Source organism: Lysobacter terrae (assembly GCF_054782215.1).
On sequence record NZ_BAAGSX010000003.1, the window covers coordinates 155,898 to 178,089 of the forward strand.

At 67.0% G+C, this 22,192-nt stretch carries 21 protein-coding genes; 12 read left to right on the forward strand and 9 right to left on the reverse strand.

The features are described 5' to 3' along the window. The first annotated feature begins 3 nt into the window (after positions 1-3). Both ACYVJ8_RS09945 and ACYVJ8_RS09950 read left to right on the forward strand, forming a co-directional pair. Entirely contained in the window at positions 4-429 is a 426-nt protein-coding gene (locus ACYVJ8_RS09945; protein ID WP_460711876.1) for a DNA polymerase III subunit chi, read from the forward strand. An 86-nt stretch (positions 430-515) separates the two neighbouring features. Continuing rightward, positions 516-3,482 carry a valine--tRNA ligase gene (locus ACYVJ8_RS09950; protein WP_460711878.1) on the forward strand — a complete coding sequence of 989 codons (2,967 nt, stop codon included), beginning with the start codon at positions 516-518 and terminating at the stop codon, positions 3,480-3,482. A 575-nt stretch (positions 3,483-4,057) separates the two neighbouring features. On the opposite strand, the gene rimI is transcribed toward ACYVJ8_RS09950, so the two are convergent. From rimI to pssA, 3 genes are read right to left on the reverse strand one after another with little or no spacing between them, the layout of a single operon-like run. Further along, on the reverse strand, positions 4,058-4,555 hold the full coding sequence (rimI, locus tag ACYVJ8_RS09955) for a ribosomal protein S18-alanine N-acetyltransferase (RefSeq protein ID WP_460711880.1): 498 nt from the start codon (positions 4,553-4,555) through the stop codon (positions 4,058-4,060). Beyond that, a complete protein-coding gene (locus ACYVJ8_RS09960; RefSeq protein ID WP_460711882.1) occupies positions 4,552-4,893 on the reverse strand; it encodes a hypothetical protein in 342 nt (113 codons plus the stop codon). The genes rimI and ACYVJ8_RS09960 overlap by 4 nt, the downstream gene beginning before the upstream one ends. Beyond that, positions 4,890-5,660 (reverse strand): CDP-diacylglycerol--serine O-phosphatidyltransferase, encoded by a 771-nt coding sequence (gene pssA / locus ACYVJ8_RS09965; RefSeq protein WP_460711884.1) that lies wholly within the window; start codon positions 5,658-5,660, stop codon positions 4,890-4,892. The genes ACYVJ8_RS09960 and pssA overlap by 4 nt, the downstream gene beginning before the upstream one ends. A 76-nt stretch (positions 5,661-5,736) precedes the next feature. On the opposite strand from pssA, the gene ACYVJ8_RS09970 reads away from it, so the two are divergent. From ACYVJ8_RS09970 to ACYVJ8_RS09985, 4 genes are all read left to right on the forward strand, one after another. Then, positions 5,737-6,147, forward strand: a complete 411-nt coding sequence (locus ACYVJ8_RS09970; RefSeq protein ID WP_460711886.1) for a DUF4124 domain-containing protein — start codon at positions 5,737-5,739, stop codon at positions 6,145-6,147. Then, positions 6,147-6,452, forward strand: a complete 306-nt coding sequence (locus ACYVJ8_RS09975; protein WP_460711888.1) for a DUF4124 domain-containing protein — start codon at positions 6,147-6,149, stop codon at positions 6,450-6,452. Before ACYVJ8_RS09970 ends, ACYVJ8_RS09975 begins: the two co-directional genes overlap by 1 nt. Positions 6,453-6,530: 78 nt before the next feature. Continuing rightward, positions 6,531-8,276 (forward strand): proline--tRNA ligase, encoded by a 1,746-nt coding sequence (locus ACYVJ8_RS09980; protein ID WP_460712137.1) that lies wholly within the window; start codon positions 6,531-6,533, stop codon positions 8,274-8,276. A gap of 45 nt (positions 8,277-8,321) precedes the next feature. Beyond that, positions 8,322-8,699: an H-NS histone family protein gene (locus ACYVJ8_RS09985; RefSeq protein WP_460711890.1), complete on the forward strand. Its 378-nt coding sequence runs from the start codon at positions 8,322-8,324 to the stop codon at positions 8,697-8,699. A gap of 504 nt (positions 8,700-9,203) precedes the next feature. Here ACYVJ8_RS09985 and ACYVJ8_RS09990 read toward each other — a convergent pair. Beyond that, positions 9,204-10,463, reverse strand: coding sequence for a threonine/serine exporter family protein (locus ACYVJ8_RS09990; RefSeq protein WP_460712139.1), 1,260 nt, complete (start codon positions 10,461-10,463; stop codon positions 9,204-9,206). Positions 10,464-10,610: 147 nt separating this feature from the next. On the opposite strand from ACYVJ8_RS09990, the gene ACYVJ8_RS09995 reads away from it, so the two are divergent. From ACYVJ8_RS09995 to ACYVJ8_RS10010, 4 genes are read left to right on the forward strand one after another with little or no spacing between them, the layout of a single operon-like run. After that, a complete protein-coding gene (locus ACYVJ8_RS09995; protein WP_460711892.1) occupies positions 10,611-11,714 on the forward strand; it encodes an ABC transporter permease in 1,104 nt (367 codons plus the stop codon). 5 nt (positions 11,715-11,719) lie between these two features. Next, entirely contained in the window at positions 11,720-12,544 is an 825-nt protein-coding gene (locus ACYVJ8_RS10000; protein WP_460711894.1) for an ABC transporter ATP-binding protein, read from the forward strand. Position 12,545: 1 nt separating this feature from the next. Further along, complete coding sequence (locus tag ACYVJ8_RS10005; RefSeq protein ID WP_460711896.1) at positions 12,546-13,472, forward strand: MlaD family protein; 927 nt, start codon at positions 12,546-12,548, stop codon at positions 13,470-13,472. Beyond that, entirely contained in the window at positions 13,469-14,113 is a 645-nt protein-coding gene (locus ACYVJ8_RS10010) for an ABC-type transport auxiliary lipoprotein family protein (protein WP_460711898.1), read from the forward strand. Before ACYVJ8_RS10005 ends, ACYVJ8_RS10010 begins: the two co-directional genes overlap by 4 nt. A gap of 202 nt (positions 14,114-14,315) precedes the next feature. Here the strand turns inward: ACYVJ8_RS10010 and ACYVJ8_RS10015 are convergent, their stop codons facing one another. Continuing rightward, positions 14,316-14,537: a hypothetical protein gene (locus ACYVJ8_RS10015; protein ID WP_460711900.1), complete on the reverse strand. Its 222-nt coding sequence runs from the start codon at positions 14,535-14,537 to the stop codon at positions 14,316-14,318. A 144-nt stretch (positions 14,538-14,681) separates the two neighbouring features. Next, a complete protein-coding gene (locus ACYVJ8_RS10020) occupies positions 14,682-15,302 on the reverse strand; it encodes an alpha-ketoglutarate-dependent dioxygenase AlkB family protein (protein ID WP_460711902.1) in 621 nt (206 codons plus the stop codon). A gap of 99 nt (positions 15,303-15,401) precedes the next feature. Between ACYVJ8_RS10020 and ACYVJ8_RS10025 the strand changes: the two genes are divergently transcribed. After that, on the forward strand, positions 15,402-17,045 hold the full coding sequence (locus ACYVJ8_RS10025) for an electron transfer flavoprotein-ubiquinone oxidoreductase (protein ID WP_460711904.1): 1,644 nt from the start codon (positions 15,402-15,404) through the stop codon (positions 17,043-17,045). A 5-nt stretch (positions 17,046-17,050) separates the two neighbouring features. Beyond that, positions 17,051-19,129: a glycoside hydrolase family 99-like domain-containing protein gene (locus ACYVJ8_RS10030; protein WP_460711906.1), complete on the forward strand. Its 2,079-nt coding sequence runs from the start codon at positions 17,051-17,053 to the stop codon at positions 19,127-19,129. Between the two features lie 15 nt (positions 19,130-19,144). Here the strand turns inward: ACYVJ8_RS10030 and ACYVJ8_RS10035 are convergent, their stop codons facing one another. The 3 genes from ACYVJ8_RS10035 to ACYVJ8_RS10045 all read right to left on the reverse strand — a co-directional run bounded on the left by ACYVJ8_RS10035 (position 19,145) and on the right by ACYVJ8_RS10045 (position 22,043). After that, a complete protein-coding gene (locus ACYVJ8_RS10035; protein WP_460711908.1) occupies positions 19,145-19,777 on the reverse strand; it encodes a CoA transferase subunit B in 633 nt (210 codons plus the stop codon). 20 nt (positions 19,778-19,797) lie between these two features. Then, entirely contained in the window at positions 19,798-20,517 is a 720-nt protein-coding gene (locus tag ACYVJ8_RS10040) for a CoA transferase subunit A (RefSeq protein ID WP_460711910.1), read from the reverse strand. 113 nt (positions 20,518-20,630) lie between these two features. Then, on the reverse strand, positions 20,631-22,043 hold the full coding sequence (locus tag ACYVJ8_RS10045) for a mannose-1-phosphate guanylyltransferase/mannose-6-phosphate isomerase (protein WP_460711912.1): 1,413 nt from the start codon (positions 22,041-22,043) through the stop codon (positions 20,631-20,633). Positions 22,044-22,192: the final 149 nt, after the last annotated feature.

Genomic DNA, 22,192 nt, shown 5'->3' on the forward strand with positions numbered 1-22,192 from the left:
GCCGTGCCGCGCGCCGACTTCTACCTGATCGCGAAGGAGCGCTTCCGCGCCGAGCCCTTGCGCCTGGTGTGCGAACTCGCACGCAAGGCGCACGACGCGGGACTGTGGACGCTGGTGCTGGCGCGCGACGCGACGCAGGCGGAGCAGATCGACGATCTGCTGTGGGACATGGGCGACGAGGTCTATATCCCGCACCAGATCGCCGGCGCCGATCTCGACGAGGAAGAAGCGGCGGTGCTGATCGCGCCGCCCGACGTCGATGCGCCGCTGCGCCCGCTGGTGATCAACCTGCGCGACGCGGCGGTGGAAGGCACGTTCGACCGCGTGCTTGAAGTCGTACCCGCCGACGAGTCCGCGCGCGGCCCGCTGCGCGAACGCTGGAAGCAATACCAGGCGCGCGGGCTGGAATTGAAAAAGTACGACATGTAAGAGATGTCCGGTGCGCCCGGAATACCGGGCAACCCGACTTCGTCATCCCGGCGCAAGCCGGGATCCATTTTGCTGTTGCGCATGCCATGACGACCCAGACGCTCTCCTCCAGCTACGACCCCACCCAGTTCGAAACCCGCCTGTACCAGCAGTGGGAGAGCAGCGGCGTATTCCAGCCGCGGGGCGAAGGCGAGCCCTACACCATCCTGCTGCCGCCGCCGAACGTCACCGGCACGCTGCACATGGGGCACGCGTTCCAGCACACGCTGCAGGACGCGTTGATCCGCTATCACCGCATGCGCGGTTACGACACGCTGTGGCAGATGGGCACCGACCACGCCGGCATCGCGACCGAGATGGTGGTGTCGCGCAACCTCACTCTCGAAGGCAAAGGCGAAACGCGCGACTCGCTCGGCCGCGACGGCTTCATCGCCAAGGTCTGGGAGTGGAAGCAGCAGTCCGGCGGCACCATCGAGCGGCAGATGCGCCGACTGGGCACGTCGGGCGACTGGACCCGCAGCACCTTCACCATGGATCCGATGGCGGCCGAGGCGGTGATCGAGGCCTTCGTGAAGCTGCACGAGCAGGGCCTGATCTATCGCGGCAAGCGCCTGGTCAACTGGGATCCGGTGCTGAAGACCGCGATCTCCGACCTGGAAGTCGAGAACCACGAAGTGCCCGGCCACATGTGGCACTTCAAGTACCCGCTGGCCGGCGGCGAAACCTACGAGTACATCGAGCGCGACGCCGACGGCAACGTGACGCTGCGCGAGACGCGCGACTACATTTCGATCGCGACGACGCGCCCGGAAACCATGCTGGGCGACGGCGCGGTGGCCGTGCATCCTTCCGACGCACGCTACGCGCCCATCGTCGGCAAGCTGTGCGAGATCCCGGTCGGCCCGAAGGCGCTGCGCCGCCTGATTCCGATCATCACCGACAGCTATCCGGATCCGGACTTCGGCTCCGGCGCGGTGAAGATCACCGGCGCGCACGACTTCAACGACTACGCCGTGGCGGCGCGCAACGGCATTCCGCTGTACGCGCTGATGGACGACACCGCGCACATGCGCACCGACGGGCTGCCCTACGAGGAGAGCGCGCGCATCGCCGGCGAGATCGCCCGTGGCGAACGCCAGGCGGGCGACGTGTCCTCGATCAACTTGGTGCCCGAAGAGCTGCGCGGCCTGGACCGCTACGAGGCGCGCAAGCGCGTCATCGAAGCGATCACCACGGAAGGCCTCGCCGCGACCGATGCCGAAGGCAATCCGGTGGTCGATTCCAAGCCGATCATGCAGCCCTTCGGCGACCGCTCGGGCACCGTGATCGAGCCGATGCTGACCGATCAGTGGTTCGTGCAGATGGACGGCTTCGCCACGCGCGGTCTCGATCTGGTCGAGGAAGGCCATATCGCTTTCGTGCCGCCGAACTGGATCAGCACCTATCGCCACTGGATGGAGAACATCCAGGACTGGTGCATCAGCCGCCAGCTGTGGTGGGGCCATCGCATTCCGGCGTGGTACGACGAGGCGGGCAATATCTACGTCGCCCGCACGGAGGCCGAGGCGCGCGCGCAAGCCGCGGCGAAGAACGGCGGGAGCGAGCCGGCGTTGCGCCAGGACAGCGACGTGCTGGAGACGTGGTTCTCCTCCGCGCTGTGGCCGTTCAGCACGATGGGCTGGCCGAACCAGGCGCTCATGGAGCAGCGCGGCTTCGACCGCTATGTGCCGTCGTCGGTGCTGGTCACCGGTTTCGACATCATCTTCTTCTGGGTCGCGCGCATGATCTTCATGACCGACCAGTTCACCGGCCGCGTGCCGTTCAAGGACGTCTACATCACCGGTCTGGTGCGCGACGCGCACGGGCAGAAGATGTCCAAGTCGAAGGGCAACATCCTCGATCCGATCGACATCATCGACGGCATCTCGCTGGACGCGCTGGTCGCCAAGCGCACCAGCGGCCTGATGCAGCCGAAGATGGCGGAGAAGATCGACAAGGCCACGCGCAAGGAATTCCCGGACGGCATTCCCGCCTTCGGCGCCGACGCACTGCGCTTCACCATCTCCGCGCTGGCCGGCCACGGCCGCGACATCAAGTTCGATCTCGGCCGCGCCGAGGGTTACAAGAACTTCTGCAACAAGCTGTGGAATGCCTCGCGTTTCGTGCTGATGAATACCGAGGGCGCGAGCTTCACCGGTGCGCCGCAGCCGCGCACCGATGCCGAGCGTTGGATCCTTGCGCAGCTGGCGAAGACCGCCGCGGAAGCCGAGCAGCATTTCGCCGCCTATCGCTTCGATCTGCTGGCGCAGGCGCTATACGAATTCGCCTGGAACGGGTTCTGCGACTGGTTCGTGGAATTCGCCAAGCCGGCGCTCAACGGCACCGATGCCGTTGCCGCCGACAGCACGCGCCACACGCTGCTGTACGTGCTCGAGCGGTTGTTGTCACTGCTGCATCCGTTGATTCCGTTCGTGACCGAGGAGCTGTGGCAGGCGGTGGCGCCGAAGTTGGGCATTGCCGAGCAGACGATCATGTTGCGTCCGTATCCGGTGGCTTCCGATTTCGACACGGCCGACTACGCGGCCGCGGAAGCCGACATCGACTGGCTCAAGGCCATGGTCTCTGCGCTGCGCCGTGTGCGCAGTGAGCTCAACGTCGCGCCGTCCAAGCTGGTGACTCTGCTGCTGGCCGAAGGCACGCACGCCGACCACGAGCGGGCGCGCCGCTTCGATTCGCAGTTGCGCTTCCTCACCAAGGTCGAGCGCATCGACTTCATCGCCGAGGCGAAGAGCGCTCCGGCGTGCGCCGCGGCGGTGGTCGGCGAGCTCAAGCTGCTGGTGCCATTGGAAGGCCTGGTCGATCTGTCCGCGGAACGTGTGCGCCTGGACAAGGAAATCGCGCGCGTCGCTGGTGAGAAGGAGAAGAGCGAAGCCAAGCTCGCCAAGTTCACCGACAAGGTTCCGCCGGCTGTGGTCGAGCAGGAGCGTCAGCGTTTGGTTGACTGGACGGTGCAGTTGGATGCGTTGCGGGCGCAGCGGGCTAAGTTGGGGTAATTCCCCCCTCGCCCTCGCCCTCGCCCCGCTTGCGGGGAGAGGGCCAGCTTCGCGCAGCGAAGCAGGGTGAGGGGCCGTGGCGGCGGGATCCCCGCGCGGGCAGTCGGCGCCGGTGGGCAGTCGCGACACGCCGTGAATCCGTCCATGGAGGCTTGTCAGCGGCATCCATGCCGCCGACAGTCGCGCCTGCCCACCGGCACCGCCTGCCCTCCCACGCATCTCGGGCGCATTGGCAAAAAAGCGAAGGCAACTCGCTGCGCTCGCTCCCCCTCATCTGCCCTTCGGGCATCTTCTCCCCGCACGCGGGGAGAAGAAGAGCCCCGCCGCCGAAGCGGCGATCTTCACGCTCGTGATAAGCGCTGCCCGATGCGATGGGGGTGCGGAGAGCGGACCAGGATGGTCCGCGGCCCCGACTAAAGGCAGGGATGCCGTCCGGAGGGGCGGAGCACCCCGATCGCATCGGGCAGCGCGTCCTGCCGAAGCCGACGCTTTACGCACCCCATCGGGCAGCGCGTCCTGCCGAGGCCGACGCTTTACGCACCCCATCGGGTAGCGCGTCTCACCGAAGCCTTGATTCAAACCTCCGGCAACAACTCCATCGCCATCACCAGCGCATCTTCGCGCCCATCCTTCGCCGGGTAATAGCGCGGGCGACGGCCGATCTCGTTGAAGCCCTCGTCGTGGTAGAGCGCGATCGCATTCCCGTTCGACGGACGCACTTCCAGGAATACCCGCGCCACACCGCGCCCGCGCGCCAGCTGCAACAGCGCGTGCAGCAGGCGGCGGCCGTGCCCCAGGCCCTGCATTTCCGGCGCCACGCAGATGTTGAGCACGTGCGCCTCACCGGCCGCGATCGACATCAGGAAGTAGCCAACGATCCGGCCTTCGTGATGCGCGATCCAGGCGGGGTAATCGGCGCGCAGGCAGTCGCGGAAGATGCCCACGGTCCAAGGAAATTCGTAGGCGCGCGATTCGATCAGCTGCACCGCAGGCAGGTCGTTCTCGCGCATCGGACGCAGCGCGAGTGGCAACGGCGTGCCCTGCGCCCGCTGGTCGTTGACGCGTGCGTTCATCCCGGGCGGCGCCTTCTCAGCGCGCGCAAGCTCGGCCACAACGCCCGGCGCGCGGCGGGATTGCCGCGCAACGTGGCGAGGTCGGGCAGCGCCTGGCGGAATTCGGCGTCCTGCTCGTCACGGCCCGCGGCGCGCGCCAGCGCGCGAAGCAAGGGCGATGCTGTCGCCGCCGCTGGCATTCTTGCTGCGCGCGTCGGTGCGGGTGCAGGTTCGCGCAGGGGCTCCGGCTCGGAGGGCGCCGTCGCCATCGACGCCGGCATCAGCACGTCGTGGCCCAGCGCCGTCAGCCATTCGCATTGCTGCGCGCTCCAGGGCAGGCCGTGGTCGAAGCCGCTCATGCCGCGGGCTCCGGCGGCAATCGGCGTGCGCGCCGCCACAACGCGTAGATCGGGCCCGACAAGGCGTACAGGATGCCGATGGTCAGCAGCACCGACGGCGGATCGATCGCGATCGCCACCAGCACCGCAAGCACCACGATAACGACCAGGAAGGGCATGCGATCGCTGCGCGGACCGCCACCCTTGAAGCTGAAGTAACGCAGCCGGCTCACCATCAGCAGCGCCGCCGCGACGGTCACGCCCAACGCGATCCAGCGCAGTTCCTCGCCGGAGAAGCCGTTGTCATGGCAGGTCCAGACGAAGCTGGCGACGAGGCCGGCAGAGGCCGGACTGGCCAGCCCGATGAACCAGCGCTTGTCGACCTGCCCCACCTGCGAATTGAAGCGCGCCAGGCGGATCGCCGCGCAGGCTGCATACAGAAACGCCGCGATCCAGCCGATCTTGCCCGGCACCACCCCGTCCAGGCGCGTCGAACTGAGCGCCCAGTGGTACATCACCAGCGCCGGCGCCAGGCCGAAGCTGATCAGGTCGGCCAGCGAGTCGTACTGCATGCCGAACTCGCTCTGGGTATTGGTCAGGCGCGCCACGCGCCCGTCCAGGCCATCGAGGATGGCGGCGATGAAGATCGCCACGCAGGCGTTCTCCCAGCGCCCCTGCGTCGCCGCGATGATCGCGTAGAAACCGGCGAACATGCCGCCGGTGGTGAACAAGTTGGGGAGTAGATAGATGCCGCGGCCGCGTGGGCGTGGGCTGTGCGATTCGTCCATATCCGGCAGTTTAACCCTTGCCTGCCCACCGCCACGGTGCTGCAATCCCGTCACCGCCGCTGAACCGAGCATTCCCATGCCCAGCCGCACACTCGCTAAGTCGTTCCTCGCATTGGCCGTCCTGCTGGCAACCCTGCCGGTGCTGGCCGGCACGGTCTATCAGTGGAAGGACGCGAAAGGCGTCACCCATTACTCCGACGCTCCGCCGCCCGACCGCAAGGGCGTGCAGAACCGTGAGCTCAAGGACGACGCCCCGGCGGCAGCCGCACAGGCCGCCAAGTCCCCCGCCAAGCCCACGGACGAAAACGCCAACTGCGCCCTGTTGCGCAACAACCTGACCCAGTTGCAGAGCGACCAGCCGGTCGGGGTGGACGCCAACGGCGACGGCCAGATGGACTCGGCGATGACGGATGCCGAGCGCACCGAGCAGATTCACCAGGCCGAGCTGTCGCTCAAGACCTATTGCGACAAACCGGGCAAGCGCTGATGCGTCTGGGCCTGGCCATCGTCGGCGGCCTCGCGATCGGCGCGGCGCTGTGGTGGTGGACGACGCGCGAGGAACGCGAGCACGCCCGCGTCGAGCGGGAGCACAAAGCCGCCGCCGCGGCCGCCGCGGCGCGCCCGGTGCTGTACCGCTGGCACGACGCCGACGGGGTCCTGCAGATCACCGAGCAACCTCCACGCGGCAAGAACGCCGGGCGCAAATACGAGCGCGTCGAACGCGAGCCCTACGGTGGCATCGAAGTCCACGGCGACCGCAGCGCCGACCTGCCCGATCCACCCGAGCAATAGGGCCGCAAGGGCCTCATCGGCCGGGACCCGCGCCACGCATGGCAGAATGCGGGCTTCCCTTTGCACGAAAGCCCCACGATGCGCCTGTCGCAGTTCCATCTCCACACCGTCAAGGAAACGCCTGCCGAAGCCGAGATCGCCAGCCACAAGCTGATGCTCAAGGCGGGCATGATCCGCAAGCTCGCCGCCGGCCTGTACACCTGGAGCCCGTTGGGCCTGCGCGTGCTGCGCAAGGTCGAGCGCGCGGTGCGCGAAGAGATGAACGCCGCCGGCGCGCTGGAGCTGCTGATGCCGACCGTGCAGCCCAAGGAGCTGTGGGAAGAGACCGGACGTTGGGAGAAGTTCGGCGGCCAGCTGCTCAAGATCAAGGACCGTAAGGAATCCGAGTACTGCTACGGCCCCACCGCCGAGGAAGTCATCACCGACTACGCGCGCAACGAGCTGTCCAGCTACAAGCAGCTGCCGGTGAACTTCTACAACATCCAGTGGAAGTTCCGCGACGAGATCCGCCCGCGCTTCGGCGTGATGCGCGCGCGCGAGTTCCTGATGAAGGACGCCTACTCCTTCCACGTCGACGACGAATCCCTCGCCGCCGAATACAAGAACATGTACGACACCTACGGCCGCATCTTCACCCGCCTGGGACTGAAGTTCCGCGCCGTGTTCGCCGACACCGGCGCGATCGGCGGTAGCGCTTCGCACGAATTCCACGTGCTGGCCGACTCCGGCGAGGATGCGCTGGCCTTCTCCAGCGACTCCGACTACGCCGCCAACGTCGAGCTGGCCGAAGCGGTCGCACCGGGTCCGCGTCCCGCGGCGGGCGAAGCGATGCGCAAGGTCGACACGCCCACGCAGAAGACCTGCGAAGACGTCGCCGGACTGATGGGCATCGACCTCAAGCGCACTGTGAAGTCGGTCGCGGTGATGGGCGCGGATGCTGATGGCAACCCGCAGTTCGTGCTGGCGCTGGTGCGCGGCGACCACGTCGTCAACGAGATCAAGCTGGCCAAGCTGGCGGGCCTGGGCGAATACCGTCTGGCCAGCGAAGGCGAGATCGATACGCATCTGGGCAGCGAGCCGGGCTTCCTGGGGCCCGTGCTTGTCGGCGGTGCCAAGAGCACCGCCGGGTCCCCCAAGCAGAAGATCCGCATCGTCGCCGACCGCAGCGTGGCCGCGATGGCCGACTTCGTTGTCGGCGCCAACGAGAAGGGCTTCCACATCGCCGGCGTGAACTGGGGCCGCGACCTCCCCGAAGCCGATGACGTCGCCGACATCCGCAACGTCGCCGAAGGCGACCCCTCGCCGGACGGCAAGGGCACCCTCGGCTTCGCGCGCGGCATCGAGGTCGGCCACGTGTTCGCACTGGGCCGCAAGTATTCCGAGGCAATGAAGTGCACCGTGCTCGACGCCAGCGGCAAGGCGGTCGAACCGGCGATGGGCTGCTACGGCATCGGCGTGTCGCGGATCGTGGCCGCCGCCATCGAACAGAACCACGACGCCAACGGCATCATCTGGCCGGAAGCGATGGCGCCGTGGCAGGTCGCGGTGTGCATGATCAACCCGAAGAACGACGCCAACGTCACCGCCGCGGCCGAAGCGCTGTACCGCGAGCTCAACGCTGCCGGCATCGACACCGTGCTCGACGACCGCGGCCTACGCCCCGGGGCGATGTTCGCCGACATCGAGCTGATCGGCATTCCGCATCGCGTGGTCGTGTCCGAGCGCGGACTGGCCGCGGGTTCGTTCGAATACCGCCACCGCCGCGCGAGCGAGCCGGAGAGCCTGGATCGCGCGGCATTGCTGGCGCGGCTGCAGGCGGCATAATCGCCGACAGCCGCACGACCCGAATTCCCTGCACTCGGAGGTTTCATGTCGATCGATATCAACGGCCTGTCCGCGAAGGAACTGGACGCGCTGATCAATCAGGCGAAGAAGCGCAAGTCGACGCTGAGCAAGCGCAAGCCGATCGCCGTGGTGCGCAAGAAACTCACCGAGCTGGCGCGGGCCGAGGGCTACTCGATCGCCGAACTCTTCGGCGGCGCGCCTGCGCCCAAGGCCGCGGCGAAGTCCACGGCCGCGGCGAAGCCGCGCAAGACCACCAAGGGCTACAAGCTCGGCAAAGTCGAACCGAAGTACCGCAACCCGGCCAATAGCGACGAGACCTGGGCCGGCCGCGGCAAGCCGCCGCGCTGGCTCGCGACCTACCTGGACCAGGGCCGCAGGATCGAAGAGTTCCTCATTCGATAAGCGAAAACGCCGGCGCAAGCCGGCGTTCTTCGTTGCGCGCGTTCGAAGTTGGGGTAATCCTCCGGCCTTTTTTGCTTTGCGTCCTTGCTCTTGCTCGTCATCCCCGCGCAAGCCGGGATCCATTTTGACGTTGCTTTTGCGTTGGTGGAAAAGCGCGGCGAACCATGCTGCACCGCCTGCCCTCCCACACATCTCGGGGCATAGGCAAAAAGCGAAAGCAACTCGCTTCGCTCGCTCCCTCTCATCTGCCCTTCGGGCATCTTCTCCCCGCAAGCGGGGAGAAGAAGGAGCTAGCAGCGCGCGCGACCGAAGCGGCGATCTGCACGCTCGCGATAAGCGCTGCCCGATGCGATGGGGGTGCGGAGAGCGGACCAGGATGGTCCGCGGCCCCGACTAAAGGCAGGGATGCCGTCCGGAGGGGCGGAGCACCCCCATCGCATCGGGCAGCGCGTCCTGCCGAAGCCGACGCTTTATCGTCCCACCGATGCCTTGGGGCGAGCGGGCTCAGAGATTGCGCCCCGGCGCCAGCAGCAGGTTGCCGAACAGCAAACCCGCGACCAGCGCGAGCAGGATGTTCACCACCGTGAGCAACGCGTCCTGCCCGATCATCGTGTCCTGCTGCTGGATCATCGTCAGCAGCCCGCGCAGGCTGGTACTGCCGGGCACCAGCATGATGATGCCCGGCACGCGAATGATGGCGCCGGGACGGTTCCACCAGCGCCCGTACGCGTTGCCGACGACGGTCATGGCGAGCGCGGCGAGGAAGATGCCCGCCGGACTGCCGAAGGCCTCGCCCGCGAAACGCGAGATCAGGTAACCCGAAGCCGCGGCGAGCATCACCCGCGGATAGTCGCGGCGCCCCGCACGGAACAGCACGGCGAAGGCGTACGCAGCCAGCACCAGCGCGCAGCCTTCGACCCAGCCCGGTTGCGGTCGCCAGGCGCGCACGTCGGGCGTCAGGCCGATCAGGTCGACGATGTACAGCGCGATGACCGCACCGACGGTCAGTTCGAGCACCGTCGTCACCGCGCCGGCGAAGCGCGCCGTGCCCGAGACGAGGTGCTGGCTGGTGAGTTCGTTGATGGCGTTGGTCAGCGCCAGGCCCGGCAGCAGCACGATGAGCGAGGCGATGATCACCGTGTTCTGGTTCAACGGCGCGATGAAGCTGGCCACCAGCACGGTGGTGAACGATGCGAGCATCGCGGCGATGGCGCCGGCGGCTTCCTTCAAGCGCGGCCGCGACGCCGAGTATTCGACCAGTGCGCCGATCATCAGGCCGTTGAGTCCCGCCACCGCGATGTCCAGCCACGGCAGGCGCAACAGCCCGGCAATCGCGGTCGCGGCCAGGCCGAAGCCGAGGATCTGCATGATGCGGGCACGCCGGCTGGGCGGCCGGTCGAGGGCAGACAGTGCGGCGTGCGCCTGTTCCAGATTGAGCCGGCCGGCCAGCAGGTCCTCGGCGATGCGGTCGGTCTCGGCCAGGCGGTACAGATCGTTCTCGCCCGGGGGCAGGCGCAGCACGTGGGTGGTGTCGCGCTCGCCCGGCAAGCGCGCGGGATCGCTGAAGGTCAGGATCATGCCGGTCGGATTCGACCAGGGCTCGCAATCCACGCGCAGCCGCCGCGCGACGGCGCTGACGGCGCCTTCCAGGCGTTGCGCGGTCGTGCCGTAGATGTGCAGCCGTTTGGCGAGTTCCACCAGGAAGCCCACACGACTGGCGAAGCTGAGTGTTTCGAAGGACATCGGGCCGGTTGCTGAAGGAATGTGCCGCGGACACAGAGCATCGCACGATGCAGCGAAAAACGCGTTGCAGCCTGGTGAAGTTCCGGGCCGCCGGGCGGCGTTGATGCGCAGCCCACCCTGGCCGCGGTAATCCATCAGGCCGTCGCGCCTGTATCCTGCCACCCAACCATGACCGCCCGACCGCAGCTCGACGCCGAAGGCCATCCATCGCACCTGCATCTGCGCGGGGCGTGGACGCTTGAGCATTCGGATGGCGTCAGCCAGGCGCTGCACGGTGCGCCGCGCGAGATCGAAAGCGTCGACGCGACCGCCGTCGACCGCCTGGATTCGCTGGGGGTGCTGCAGCTGCTGCGGTTCGCGCGCCGGCGCGGCTTCGACTTCGACCGCATCGTCTTCCGCGACGAGCACCGCAACCTGGTCGAGGCCATCGAGGACGTCGCCGACGATCGTCCGAAGAAGCGCCGCGAATACGGCATCGCCGCCGCGCTCGGCCGACTGGGCTACGCGGTCAGCGACAACGCCGGCGAGGTGCGTGCGCTGATCGGCTTCTTCGGCGAAACGCTGGTGAAGCTGGTGCGCACCTTCAAGGAGCCCTCGCGCTTCCGGCCCACGGCGACCGTGTATCACATGGAGCAGGTCGGCCTCGACGCGGTGCCGCTGGTGGCACTGCTGTCCTTCCTGGTGGGCGCGGTGATCGCGTTCCTGGGTTCCAACATCCTGCGCGACTTCGGCGCGACCATCTACGTGGTCGAACTGGTGAGCATCGCCTTCCTGCGCGAGTTCGGTGTGCTGCTCACCGCGATCATCCTCGCCGGCCGCACCGCCAGTGCCTTCACCGCGCAGATCGGCGCGATGCAGAGCCGCGAGGAGGTCGATGCGATCCGCACGCTCGGCATGGACCCGATCGACCTGCTGGTCATTCCGCGCGTGCTCGCGCTGCTGGTGATGCTGCCGCTGCTGACCTTCATCGCCATGGTCTTCGGCCTGTTGGGCGGCCTCACCGTGGGCGCCTACGGCCTGGATATTCCGCCGCCGCAATACTTGGCGCGCATGCACGACACGATGGAGTTGCGGCATTTCGTGGTCGGCCTGGTGAAGGCGCCGTTCTTCGCGATCGTCATCGCCCTGATCGGCTGCCTGGAGGGCCTGCAGGTCGAAGGCACGGCCGAATCGGTCGGCGAACGCACCACCTCCGCCGTGGTGCAGACGATCTCTCTGGTGATCGTGCTCGACGCGCTCGCCGCCATCTGGTTCATGGAGATGGGGTATTGAACGCCGTGGCCGCCCCCCGTGTGTCCGGCACTCCCGACGATTCGGCGCAGCCGATCATCCGCGTGCGCGGCCTGGTCAACCGCTTCGGCGAGCAGGTCGTGCACGACGGGCTGGACCTGGACGTGCTCAAGGGCGAGATCCTGGGGATCGTCGGCGGTTCGGGTAGCGGCAAGTCGGTGCTGATGCGTTCGATCCTGGGCTTGCGCGAACCCGATGCCGGGCAGATCGAAGTGCTCGGCATCGACGCTCGCGACCCCGCCGCGGACGTGCATCGCGAAATCGAACGCAACACCGGCGTGCTGTTCCAGGATGGCGCCTTGTTCTCATCGCTGACCGTGGGCGAGAACGTGCAGGTGCCGCTGAAGGAATATCACCGCGACCTGGCCGATTCGCTGCGCTACGAACTGGCGCTGCTCAAGGTCAAGCTCGCGGGCCTGCCGGCGGATGCGATCAACAAGCTGCCCTCGCAGCTGTCCGGCGGCATGCGCAAGCGCGCCGGCCTGGCGCGCGCGCTCGCGCTGGATCCGCCGCTGCTGTTCCTGGACGAACCCACCGCGGGCCTGGATCCGATCGGCGCCGCGGCCTTCGACCGCCTGATCCGCACGCTGCAGCAGGCGCTCGGGCTCACCGTGTTCCTGATCACTCACGACCTCGATACGCTCTACGCCATCTGCGATCGCGTCGCGGTGCTCGCCGACCATAAGGTCGTCGTGTGCGCACCGATTCACGAGGTCGAGCGTTACGATCATCCCTGGGTGCAGGAATACTTCCACGGACCGCGCGCCCGCGCCGCGCAGGCGGCCCGCACCCGCAACGGCGAGGACCACTGACATGGAAACCAAGGCCAACTTCGTCCTGATCGGCGCCTTCACCATCGTGGTGACGATGTTCCTGCTGCTGTTCGCGCTATGGGCCGCGAAGTACTCGTCCGAGAAGGACTGGATGCAGTACGCCGTGATCTTCGATGAGCCGGTGACCGGCCTGAGCGAAGGCAGCCCCGTGCTCTACAACGGTATCTCGGTCGGCACCATCCAGTCGCTGCGCCTGGCACCGGACGATCCGCGCCGCGTGCTCGCCACCATCCGCATCCAGGCGCGCACGCCGGTGAAGACCGACACGCGCGCGAAGATTTCCACGCCCAGCCTGACCGCGCCGCCGATCATCCAGCTCACCGGCGGCAGTCCGCAGGCGCGCAGGCTGGCGGATGTCGACCACCGCGAGATCCCGATCATCAGGGCCGAGGCCTCCGCGCTGCAGAACATCGCCGACACCGCCAACAAGCTGGTCGCACGCATGGACGAGCTGCTGAGCGAACAGAACATCCGCCGCATCTCCAACTCGCTGGCCAACATCGAATCCCTGACCAGCGCGATCGGCGACCAGCACGACGACATCCGCGCCATGATCGTCAGCGCGCGCCGCTCCAGCGAACAGCTGGAAAAGACCCTCGCCACGACGGACGAAGCGGTCACCGACATCGACCGCGAACTGGTCAAGAAACTGCCGCCGCTGATCACCAAGCTGGACGGAACGCTGAGCAAGCTGGATTCCGCCGCGTCCGGCGTGAACGGCATCGTCAGCGACAACCGCGCGGCGATCAGCAACTTCGCCAACGACGGCCTGGGCCAGCTCGGCCCGACGCTGGTCGAACTGCGTGGGCTGGTCCGCGACCTGCGCCGGATCAGCGACCGCCTCGACAACGGTCCCGCCCAGTATCTGCTGGGCCGTGACGCACCCAAGGAGTTCGAGCCGAAATGAAGATGGGATTGCGCCCGCTAACCGCCCTCGCCTCGTTGGCCGTCCTGCTGTCGCTGGGCGGCTGCACTTCGCTGCTGGGTGGAGGCGGCAAGAACCATACCTCGATCTATGCGCCGGAGGTCCGCCAGATCGATGCGCAAGCATGGCCGCAGGTGTCGTGGCGGCTCGCACTCGCGCGCACGACCGGCGCGCGCAGCGCTGAGAGTCAGCGCATTTTGGTGCGGCCGACGCCGAACGAGCTGCAGGTCTACAAAGGCGCGCAGTGGGCAAAATCCCCGGGCGACATGCTCGAAGAAGGCGTGCTGCACGCGCTGGAAGATTCGGGGAAGATCCCGGTCGTCGCGCGGCAGAGCGCAGGCGTCGGCGCCGACTATCGCCTGATCCTCGACATCCGCCGCTTCGAATCCGACTACGGCGGCGCTGCGGTGCCTTCGGCGACGATCGAGGTCACGGCCAAGCTGTTGCACGTGAAGGATCAGCAGCTCGCCGGTTCGCGCACCTTCCTGCAAGTGCGGCCGGCCGCGAGTACGGCCGTGCCGGACGTGGTGGCCGCGTTCGATCAGGCCCTGGCCGCGGTCACCGGCGAACTAGCGGGTTGGACGCTGGCCACGGGCGAGCAGCACGAACGCACGCCGCACTGAATACGCGCCCGGAGCTCGTGTCCTTCTAACGGCGGTCGCGCGGCCGCCGATCAAGCCAGCTGACTAAGAGCCAGACTCCCGCCATGGCGAGCGCCGTTCCAAGGGTGCGCGTCAAATGATTAGGCAGCAGATGAACCAGTGGGGCTACTACAAGCAGCCCCACGGCAATGACTACGACTACCTTCTGCGTGATGTTCAAAGCTTATGGCAGCATTGCGCTGTTGAGTCTGGAGTCCGTGTTCCAAGCGTTCACGGAACTGCTGCGGGAGAAGAAGTTGCCGACTTCGGTTCCGATGATGGCGCCAATGATGCCGCCGCCGATCCCGAACACGCTGCCGATACCACCGCCCATAATTCCACCGAATTCTCCGGCAGTCAGGCCGCCGGAAACCGCTTCCACTTCCTGAATCGTCATTTCCTTCATAACTATTCCTCCATTGGCCTTCAAGGCAGGCTGCCTTGAAGTGCCTTCTAGATAGCAGGACAGAAATGGCTTGGCAGGAACTAGGAAATGAACGCCTCGTTACGCAATTTGCAACGCATGCCCTTGAGCCGACTTGGCTCTGCGTTAGGCCTCCAGTTGTTGCCCAGAGCGATCGCAGGGCAGCGCGAGGATCCTGCGGAAGGTCAGATTGATCCTCGACCCCACCGGCTTGGCCGTGCGCGGCAGCGCATGGCGATAGTTACGCTGCGTCGCCCCCGACATCACCAGCAGGCTGCCGTGCGGTAGCTCCACGACCCGCTTCTCCTGCGACTGCCGGTGCTTGAAGGCGAACCGGCGCGTCGCGCCCAGGCTGAGCGACGCGATCACGGGCGTCGGGCCCAGTTCCGGCTCGTCGTCGCTGTGCCAGCCCATGCAGTCGCTGCCGTCGCGGTAGAGATTGGCGAGCACGCTGTTGAAGGGCACGCCCAGCTCCTCGCGCAGGCGCGCCCGCACGGGCGCCAGCGCGTCCGGCCACGTCCGTGGCTCGAACAGGGCTCCAGAGTAGCGATACGCGGTCCCGGGGTCGCCGATCCAGCAGCTCAGCCGTGGCGAGGCGTGTTCGCGCCCGAACAGCCGGATGCGATGGGTTTCCCACGGGATTTCCTCGCCCAGAGCGCGTAGCAGGCGGTCGGCCGCGTCGGGCTGCAGCCAGTGCGGATCGAAGGCGATGTCGGCGTCGGCAAGCGCGAGCGGTAGCAGGCCCATCGTGCGACGCTAGCACGCCCCCTGCCCCGCCATTTGCCGGCCCAGCCGCAAGTCGCGAAAATTGCAGGATTCAGCCACGCTGCACCCGCGGAGCCACCGATGACCGACGCCCCCCAAATCGACGCGCCTATCGAGCGCGATGTCATGGAATACGACGTCGTCACCGTCGGCGCGGGCCCGTCGGGCCTGGCGTTCGCGATCCGGCTGAAGCAGCTCAATCCCGAGATTTCGGTGTGCGTGATCGAGAAGGCATCGACGATCGGGGCGCATATCCTGTCCGGCGCGGTGATCGAGACCGGTCCGCTCGATGCGCTGCTGCCGAACTGGCGCGACAACCCACCGCCGATCTGCGTACCGGCGACCCATGACGAGTTCTGGCTGCTCAGCAAGACCGGCGGCCGCAAGCTGCCGATCCCGCCCGGCATGAACAACCACGGCAACGTGATCGTCAGCCTCGGCGCACTGTGCGCCTGGCTGGCGCCGCAGGCCGAAGCGCTGGGCGTGGAAATCTATCCGGGCTTCGCCGCCGCGGAAACACTGCACGATGAGAGCGGCAAGGTCATCGGCGTGCGCATCGGCGACATGGGCATCGCGAAGGACGGCTCGCACAAGCCAGGCTACACCGCGGGCATCGACATCCGCGCCAAAGTCACCGTGCTCGCCGAAGGCGCGCGCGGCCATCTCACCAAGCGCCTGGTCAAACGTTTCCGCCTGGACGCCGACAGCGATCCGCAGGGCTATTCCATCGGCATCAAGGAACTGTGGCAGGTGCCGGAAGAGCGCGTGCAGCCCGGCAAGATCGTGCACAGCTTCGGCTGGCCCGCCGACAACAAGATCTACGGCGGCAGCTTCCTCTATCACCTGGACAAGGGCCGGATCGCGCTGGGCTACATCAGCGGCCTGGATTACCAGGATCCCGAATACAAGCCGTGGGAAGCCTTCCAGCAATGGAAGAACCACCCGATGGTGAAGCCGCTGCTCGAAGGCGGCAGCATCGTGTCCGCGGGCGCGCGCGCGATCGTCACCGGCGGCTGGCAGTCGTTGCCGAAGGTGGAGATGCCCGGCGCCCTGCTGATCGGCGACACCGCGGGCCTGCTCAACGTGCCGAAGATCAAGGGCACGCACCAGGCGATGCGCTCGGGCCTGCTCGCCGCCGAACACCTGGCCGCGACCCAGCTCGCGCCGGAAGGTTTCGATGCCAAGCTGCGCGCATCGGAAGCGATGGCGGAATTGAAGAAGGTCCGCAACATCAAGCCCGGGTTCAAGCGCGGCCTGTGGTTCGGCATGCTCAACGCCGCATGGGAAACGATCACCCTGGGCCTGTCTCCGTGGACGCTGAAGAACAAGCCCGACTGGTCGTCCCTCGACAAAGTCGGCGCGCATGAACAGCCCAAGCGCGATTACGTCGATCGCACGCTGGCCCCGCGCGACCGCCTGGCCGGCGTGTACTTCGCCGCCACCGAGCACGACGAAGACCAGCCCGTGCACCTGCACGTCGCCGACACCAACATCTGCATCACCCGCTGCGCCGAGGAGTACGACAACCCCTGCACCCGCTTCTGCCCCGCCGGCGTCTACGAGATCGTCAACGAAGCACGCGCCGACGGCAGCGAAGGCAAGCGCCTGCAGATCAACGCCGCCAACTGCGTGCACTGCAAGACCTGCGACATCAAGGACCCGTACGAGATCATCACTTGGGTGACGCCTGAGGGTGGGGCGGGGCCGAATTACCAGAACCTTTGAACGAAATGAGCCCTCCGCGCCCGTCGCGCCGCTTGAACAATTTCTTGTTTCGCGCGTTGCGGATGCCATTCCGCTTGCTGCCTGTCGGCACCGCCCGGCGCGACGCGTTGCGCAACTGGTTTTTCGATCGCTTCCCCCTGGTTCGCCCGCTTCCGCAGCAAGGCAAGGCGTCGGGCTCGCAGCGGGAATGGCGCGCGCGTGTGCATGCAGGCGCGCGTGCGATCGGCTATGTCGAGCATCGCGTGGACTCGGCGCCGGGAGCGCCGCAAGCCATGCTGGTCGCGTTCTATCTACCTCAGTTCCACACCATTCCCGAGAATGACGCATGGTGGGGCAAGGGATTCACCGAGTGGCGCAACGTCGCCCGCGCCCTGCCCCAGTTCGAAGGCCATCTACAGCCGCGGCTGCCTGGCGATCTGGGGTTCTATGACCTGCGCAACCCGCAGGTCTTGCGGGACCAGGCGGCTCTCGCACGCGCCTATGGCATTGGCGCGTTCTGCATGTACTTCTATTGGTTCGCGGGACGGGCGCTGCTGGAGCTTCCGCACCAGCAGTGGCTCGACGATCCATCGATCGAGCAACCCATTTGCCTGTGCTGGGCGAACGAGAACTGGACGCGCACCTGGGACGGCCGCGCCCAGGAAGTGTTGATCGGGCAACAGCACGGTCCCGAGGACGATCTCGCCTTCATCGCGCATATCGCCCCTTACCTGTGCGACCACCGCTATCTGCGCGTCGACGGCAAGCCGTTGCTGCTGGTTTACCGCCCCGCCAAGTTGCCCGACCCGCGCGCTACCGCGGAACGTTGGCGCGTGTGGTGCCGCGAGAATGGAGTCGGCGAGATCTTTCTGGCTTATGTGCAGTCCTTCGAGCGTCCGGATCCGCACAGCATCGGATTCGATGCTGCCGTGGAGTTTCCGCCGAATCTCTCCACCGCCACCGACATCACCGGCCGGCAGGAGCTGCTGAATCCCGATTACCGTGGCGAAGCGCTCGACTGGCGCGACCTGGCGCGCGAGTTCAGCGCGCGTCCCATGCCCGAATCCTACCGGCTGTTCCCCGCCGTCAACTGCGGATGGGACAACGAACCTCGCCGTGCAGGCGCGGGGCGGTCGTATCTGCACGCCTCGCCGTATCGGTATAGCGAATGGCTGCGCACGACGATTACTTCGCGTCTGGCCTCGGTCGCAGCGGAACGGCGCCTGGTGTTCGTGAACGCCTGGAACGAATGGGCGGAGGGCGCAGTGCTCGAACCCGATGCGCGACTGGGCTGCGCATGGCTCGATGCCACGCGCGCGGCGCTGGCAGCCGATGCCCCAGCACCCGCGGCGCAACGCCCTTGCGTGGTCGTGCATGCGTGGTATCCGGAGATCCTGGACGAGCTCCTGCAGGAACTGTCCGCGACCGGCATGCCGCATCGTTTGCTCGTCACGACCGCGCCCGAAAAAGCCGATGCGGTGAAGGCGCTGCTCCAGGCCCGCGGAACCGAAGCGGAAATCGTGGTCGACGAGAACCGCGGGCGCGATGTCCTCCCCTTCCTGCGATTGGCGTGTCGGCTGCGTCGGGAAGGGGAACAGGTGGTCGTCAAGCTGCACACCAAGTCGTCGCCGCATCGTGGCGACGGATCCGAGTGGCGCAAGGAGCTGCTTGAACAACTGGTCTCAGGTGCGCGTCTGCAGCGGCTTTTCTCCGCGTTCATGGCGGACCCGACGCTCGGCATCGCCGTACCGGATGGGCATTTGCTGCCCTTGAGTTTCTACTGGGGCGCGAATGCCGGCACGGTCGATTATCTGACGCGCCGGCTCGGGATCGCGCCGGCGAATCCGGAAACGGACGTCTTCGCCTCGGGCAGCATGTTCGCCGTTCGGCTCCAGGCAATCGCGCCGCTGCTCGACGCGCACCTGGACGAGTGGGAATTCGAGCCGGAAGCCGGCCAGGTCGACGGCACCTTCGCCCACGCCGTGGAGCGCGTGTTCACTCTGTGCGCACGACACGAAGGATTTCGAGTAGTCGCGGCTTCTGCGGCCAGCGGCGACGCGCCGCCGGCCTTGCCATCGCATTACCCGTACGCCAAGCGCGGGTGATGCGGGCCGCGGCCCTCAGGCTCGACGGAATTCGACGCCGGTCTTGGCGCGCAATTCGTCTTCGCTGACATCGGGAGCCAGCTCGACGAGCGTCAGGCCTTCATCGGTCACGTCCATCACCGCCAGTTCGGTGATGATGCGATTGACCACGCCTACGCCGGTCAACGGCAGGGTGCACTCCGGCAGGATCTTGTGCTCGCCGTTCTTCGCGGCGTGCTCCATCAGCACCACGACGCGCTTCACGCCGGCGACCAGGTCCATCGCCCCGCCCATGCCCTTGACCATCTTGCCGGGCACCATCCAGTTCGCCAGGTCGCCCGTGGCGGTCACCTGCATGGCACCGAGGATGGCCAGGTCGATGTGGCCGCCGCGGATCATCGCGAAGGAATCGTGGCTGCCGAAGTAGCTCGCGCCCGGCCGCGCGGTGACCGTCTGCTTGCCGGCGTTGATGAGGTCGGCGTCGACTTCGTCCTCGGTCGGGAACGGGCCGATGCCGAGCAGGCCGTTCTCGCTCTGCAGCCATACGTCCATGCCGTCGGGGATGAAGTTCGCCACGAGCGTCGGCAAACCGATGCCGAGGTTCACGTAGGCGCCGTCGGTGAGTTCCTGCGCGGCGCGCTGCGCCATCTGGTCGCGGGTCCAGGCCATGTTCGGTTCCTTGTCTCTCGTTACGCGGCGCGCACGGTGCGCTGTTCGATGCGCTTTTCCGGCGTCGGGTTGTGGACGATGCGGTCCACATAGATGCCGGGCAGGTGCACGTGATCGGGATCGATGGCGCCGATCTCGACGATTTCCTCGACCTCGGCGATGCACACCTTGCCCGCCATCGCGCAGGCCGGATTGAAGTTGCGCGCGGTCTTGCGGAAGACGAGATTGCCGGCCTTGTCGGCCTTCCACGCCTTCACCAGCGACACGTCGGCCTTGAGCGCGGTTTCCATCACGTACCAGTGGCCGTCATCGAACTGGCGCGTTTCCTTGCCCTCGGCGACCACCGTGCCGTAGCCGGTGCGTGTGTAGAAGGCGGGAATGCCCGCGCCGCCGGCGCGCAGGCGTTCGGCCAGCGTGCCTTGCGGGTTGAATTCGAGTTCGAGTTCGCCGGACAGGAACTGGCGTTCGAATTCCTTGTTCTCGCCCACGTAGGACGAAATCATCTTCTTGATCTGCCGCGTCGCCAGCAGCTGGCCGAGGCCGAAGCCGTCGACGCCGGCGTTGTTGGAGATCGCGGTGAGATTCTTCGCACCGGTATCGCGCAGCGCGGCGATCAGCGCTTCCGGAATACCGCAGAGGCCGAAGCCGCCGACGGCGAGCGTCTGGCCGTCCGCGATCAGTCCCTGCAACGCCTCCGCGGCGCTAGGGAAAACCTTGCTCTTGGCGCTGGCCTGGGCCATCGTCCGACTCCAAGTGGGGAGGCGCGAAGTTTAACGCGGGCGAGGACGGCGACACACCGTACTTTCGGGCATGCCGGACCACACTTCACCGCATGGCGGTCGAGGCCAACCGCTCAGGACCGCCCGTACACGTCCTCCAGGCGGACGATATCGTCTTCGCCCAAATACGTGCCCGACTGCACCTCGATCAGTTCCACCGGCTCGGCACCGCGATTGCGCAGGCGATGCACGCTGCCTAGCGGAATGTAGGTGCTCTCGTTCTCGTGCAGATCGAACACGCGCCCGTCGCAGGTGACCTCGGCGACGCCGGAAACCACGATCCAGTGCTCGGCGCGATGCGCGTGTTTCTGCAGGCTCAGCGCCGCACCCGGCTTGACCACGATGCGCTTCACCTGAAAGCGCTCGCCCACGCCGATGGAGTCGTAGCTTCCCCACGGCCGGTAGACCTTGCGGTGGAACAGGTGCTCGGTGCGGCCCGCAGCCTTGAGCGCATCCACTATCGTCTTGACGTCCTGCACGCGGTCCTTGCGCGCGACCAGGGTGGCGTCGGCGGTATCGATGACGACCAGGTCCTCCACGCCGAGCGTGGCGATCATGCGCCGCTCGGATGCGCGCACCAGGCTGCCCTTGGTGTCCACCGAGATCACGTCGCCTTCGTGGCGGTTGCCGTCGGCGTCGCGTTCGGCCACTGCCCACAGCGATGACCACGAACCGATGTCGCTCCAGCCGCAGCTCACCGGCACCACCGCGGCGCGGTCGGTCTTCTCCATCACCGCGTAGTCGATGGAATCGCTGGGACTGGCGGCGAAGGCTTCCGCATCGACACGGATGAAATCGAGATCCGAGCGCGAGCGCTCATACGCCGTCCGCGCGGACGCGGCGATGGCAGGTGAGTGCCGCTCCAGTTCCTCCAGGTAGCGGCCGGCGCGGAACAGGAACATGCCGGAATTCCACGCGTAGGTGCCTTCGGCGACGTAGCGCTCGGCCGTGGCCAGGTCGGGCTTCTCGACGAAACGGCTGACCCGGAAGCCGCCGCTGGCGAGCTCGTCGCCGCGCAGGATGTAGCCGTACCCGGTTTCCGCGTAATCGGGGCGAATCCCGAAGGTGACCAGCCAGCCGTCTTCGGCGAGGCGCCGCGCCGTCGCGACGGCGTCCCGGAAGGCGACTTCGTCCTCGATCAGATGGTCGGCCGGCATCACCAGCATCAGCGCGTCCGGGTCCTGCGCCGCGACGTGCCGGGCCGCGAGCGCGATCGCGGGTGCGGTGTTGCGCGCCATTGGCTCCAGCAGGATGCCGCCGCTGACCACGCCCACGCCCTGCAACTGCTCGCCGACCATGAACCGGTGATCGTCGCTGCAGACCGTCACCGGCGCCTGCACGCCGGGAAGGCGGCTGGCGCGCAGCACGGTCTCCTGGAACAGAGAGCGGTCGCCCATCAGCGACAGGAACTGCTTGGGCTGGTTCTGCCGCGACAGCGGCCACAGCCGCGTCCCGCTACCGCCACTGAGCACTACCGGATGCAGCATTCGACCCATTCCTGTCGCAAATTGATCGCGACAGGATAGCGGAACGCCTCCCCGCGTCCGTACGCCCGCGGATGCGACCGGGCGGCGGCGGCCCGGCTCCGCTAGAATTGCGGGCTCGGCCGCTCCGGCCGTGTCCTTTCCGGATCATC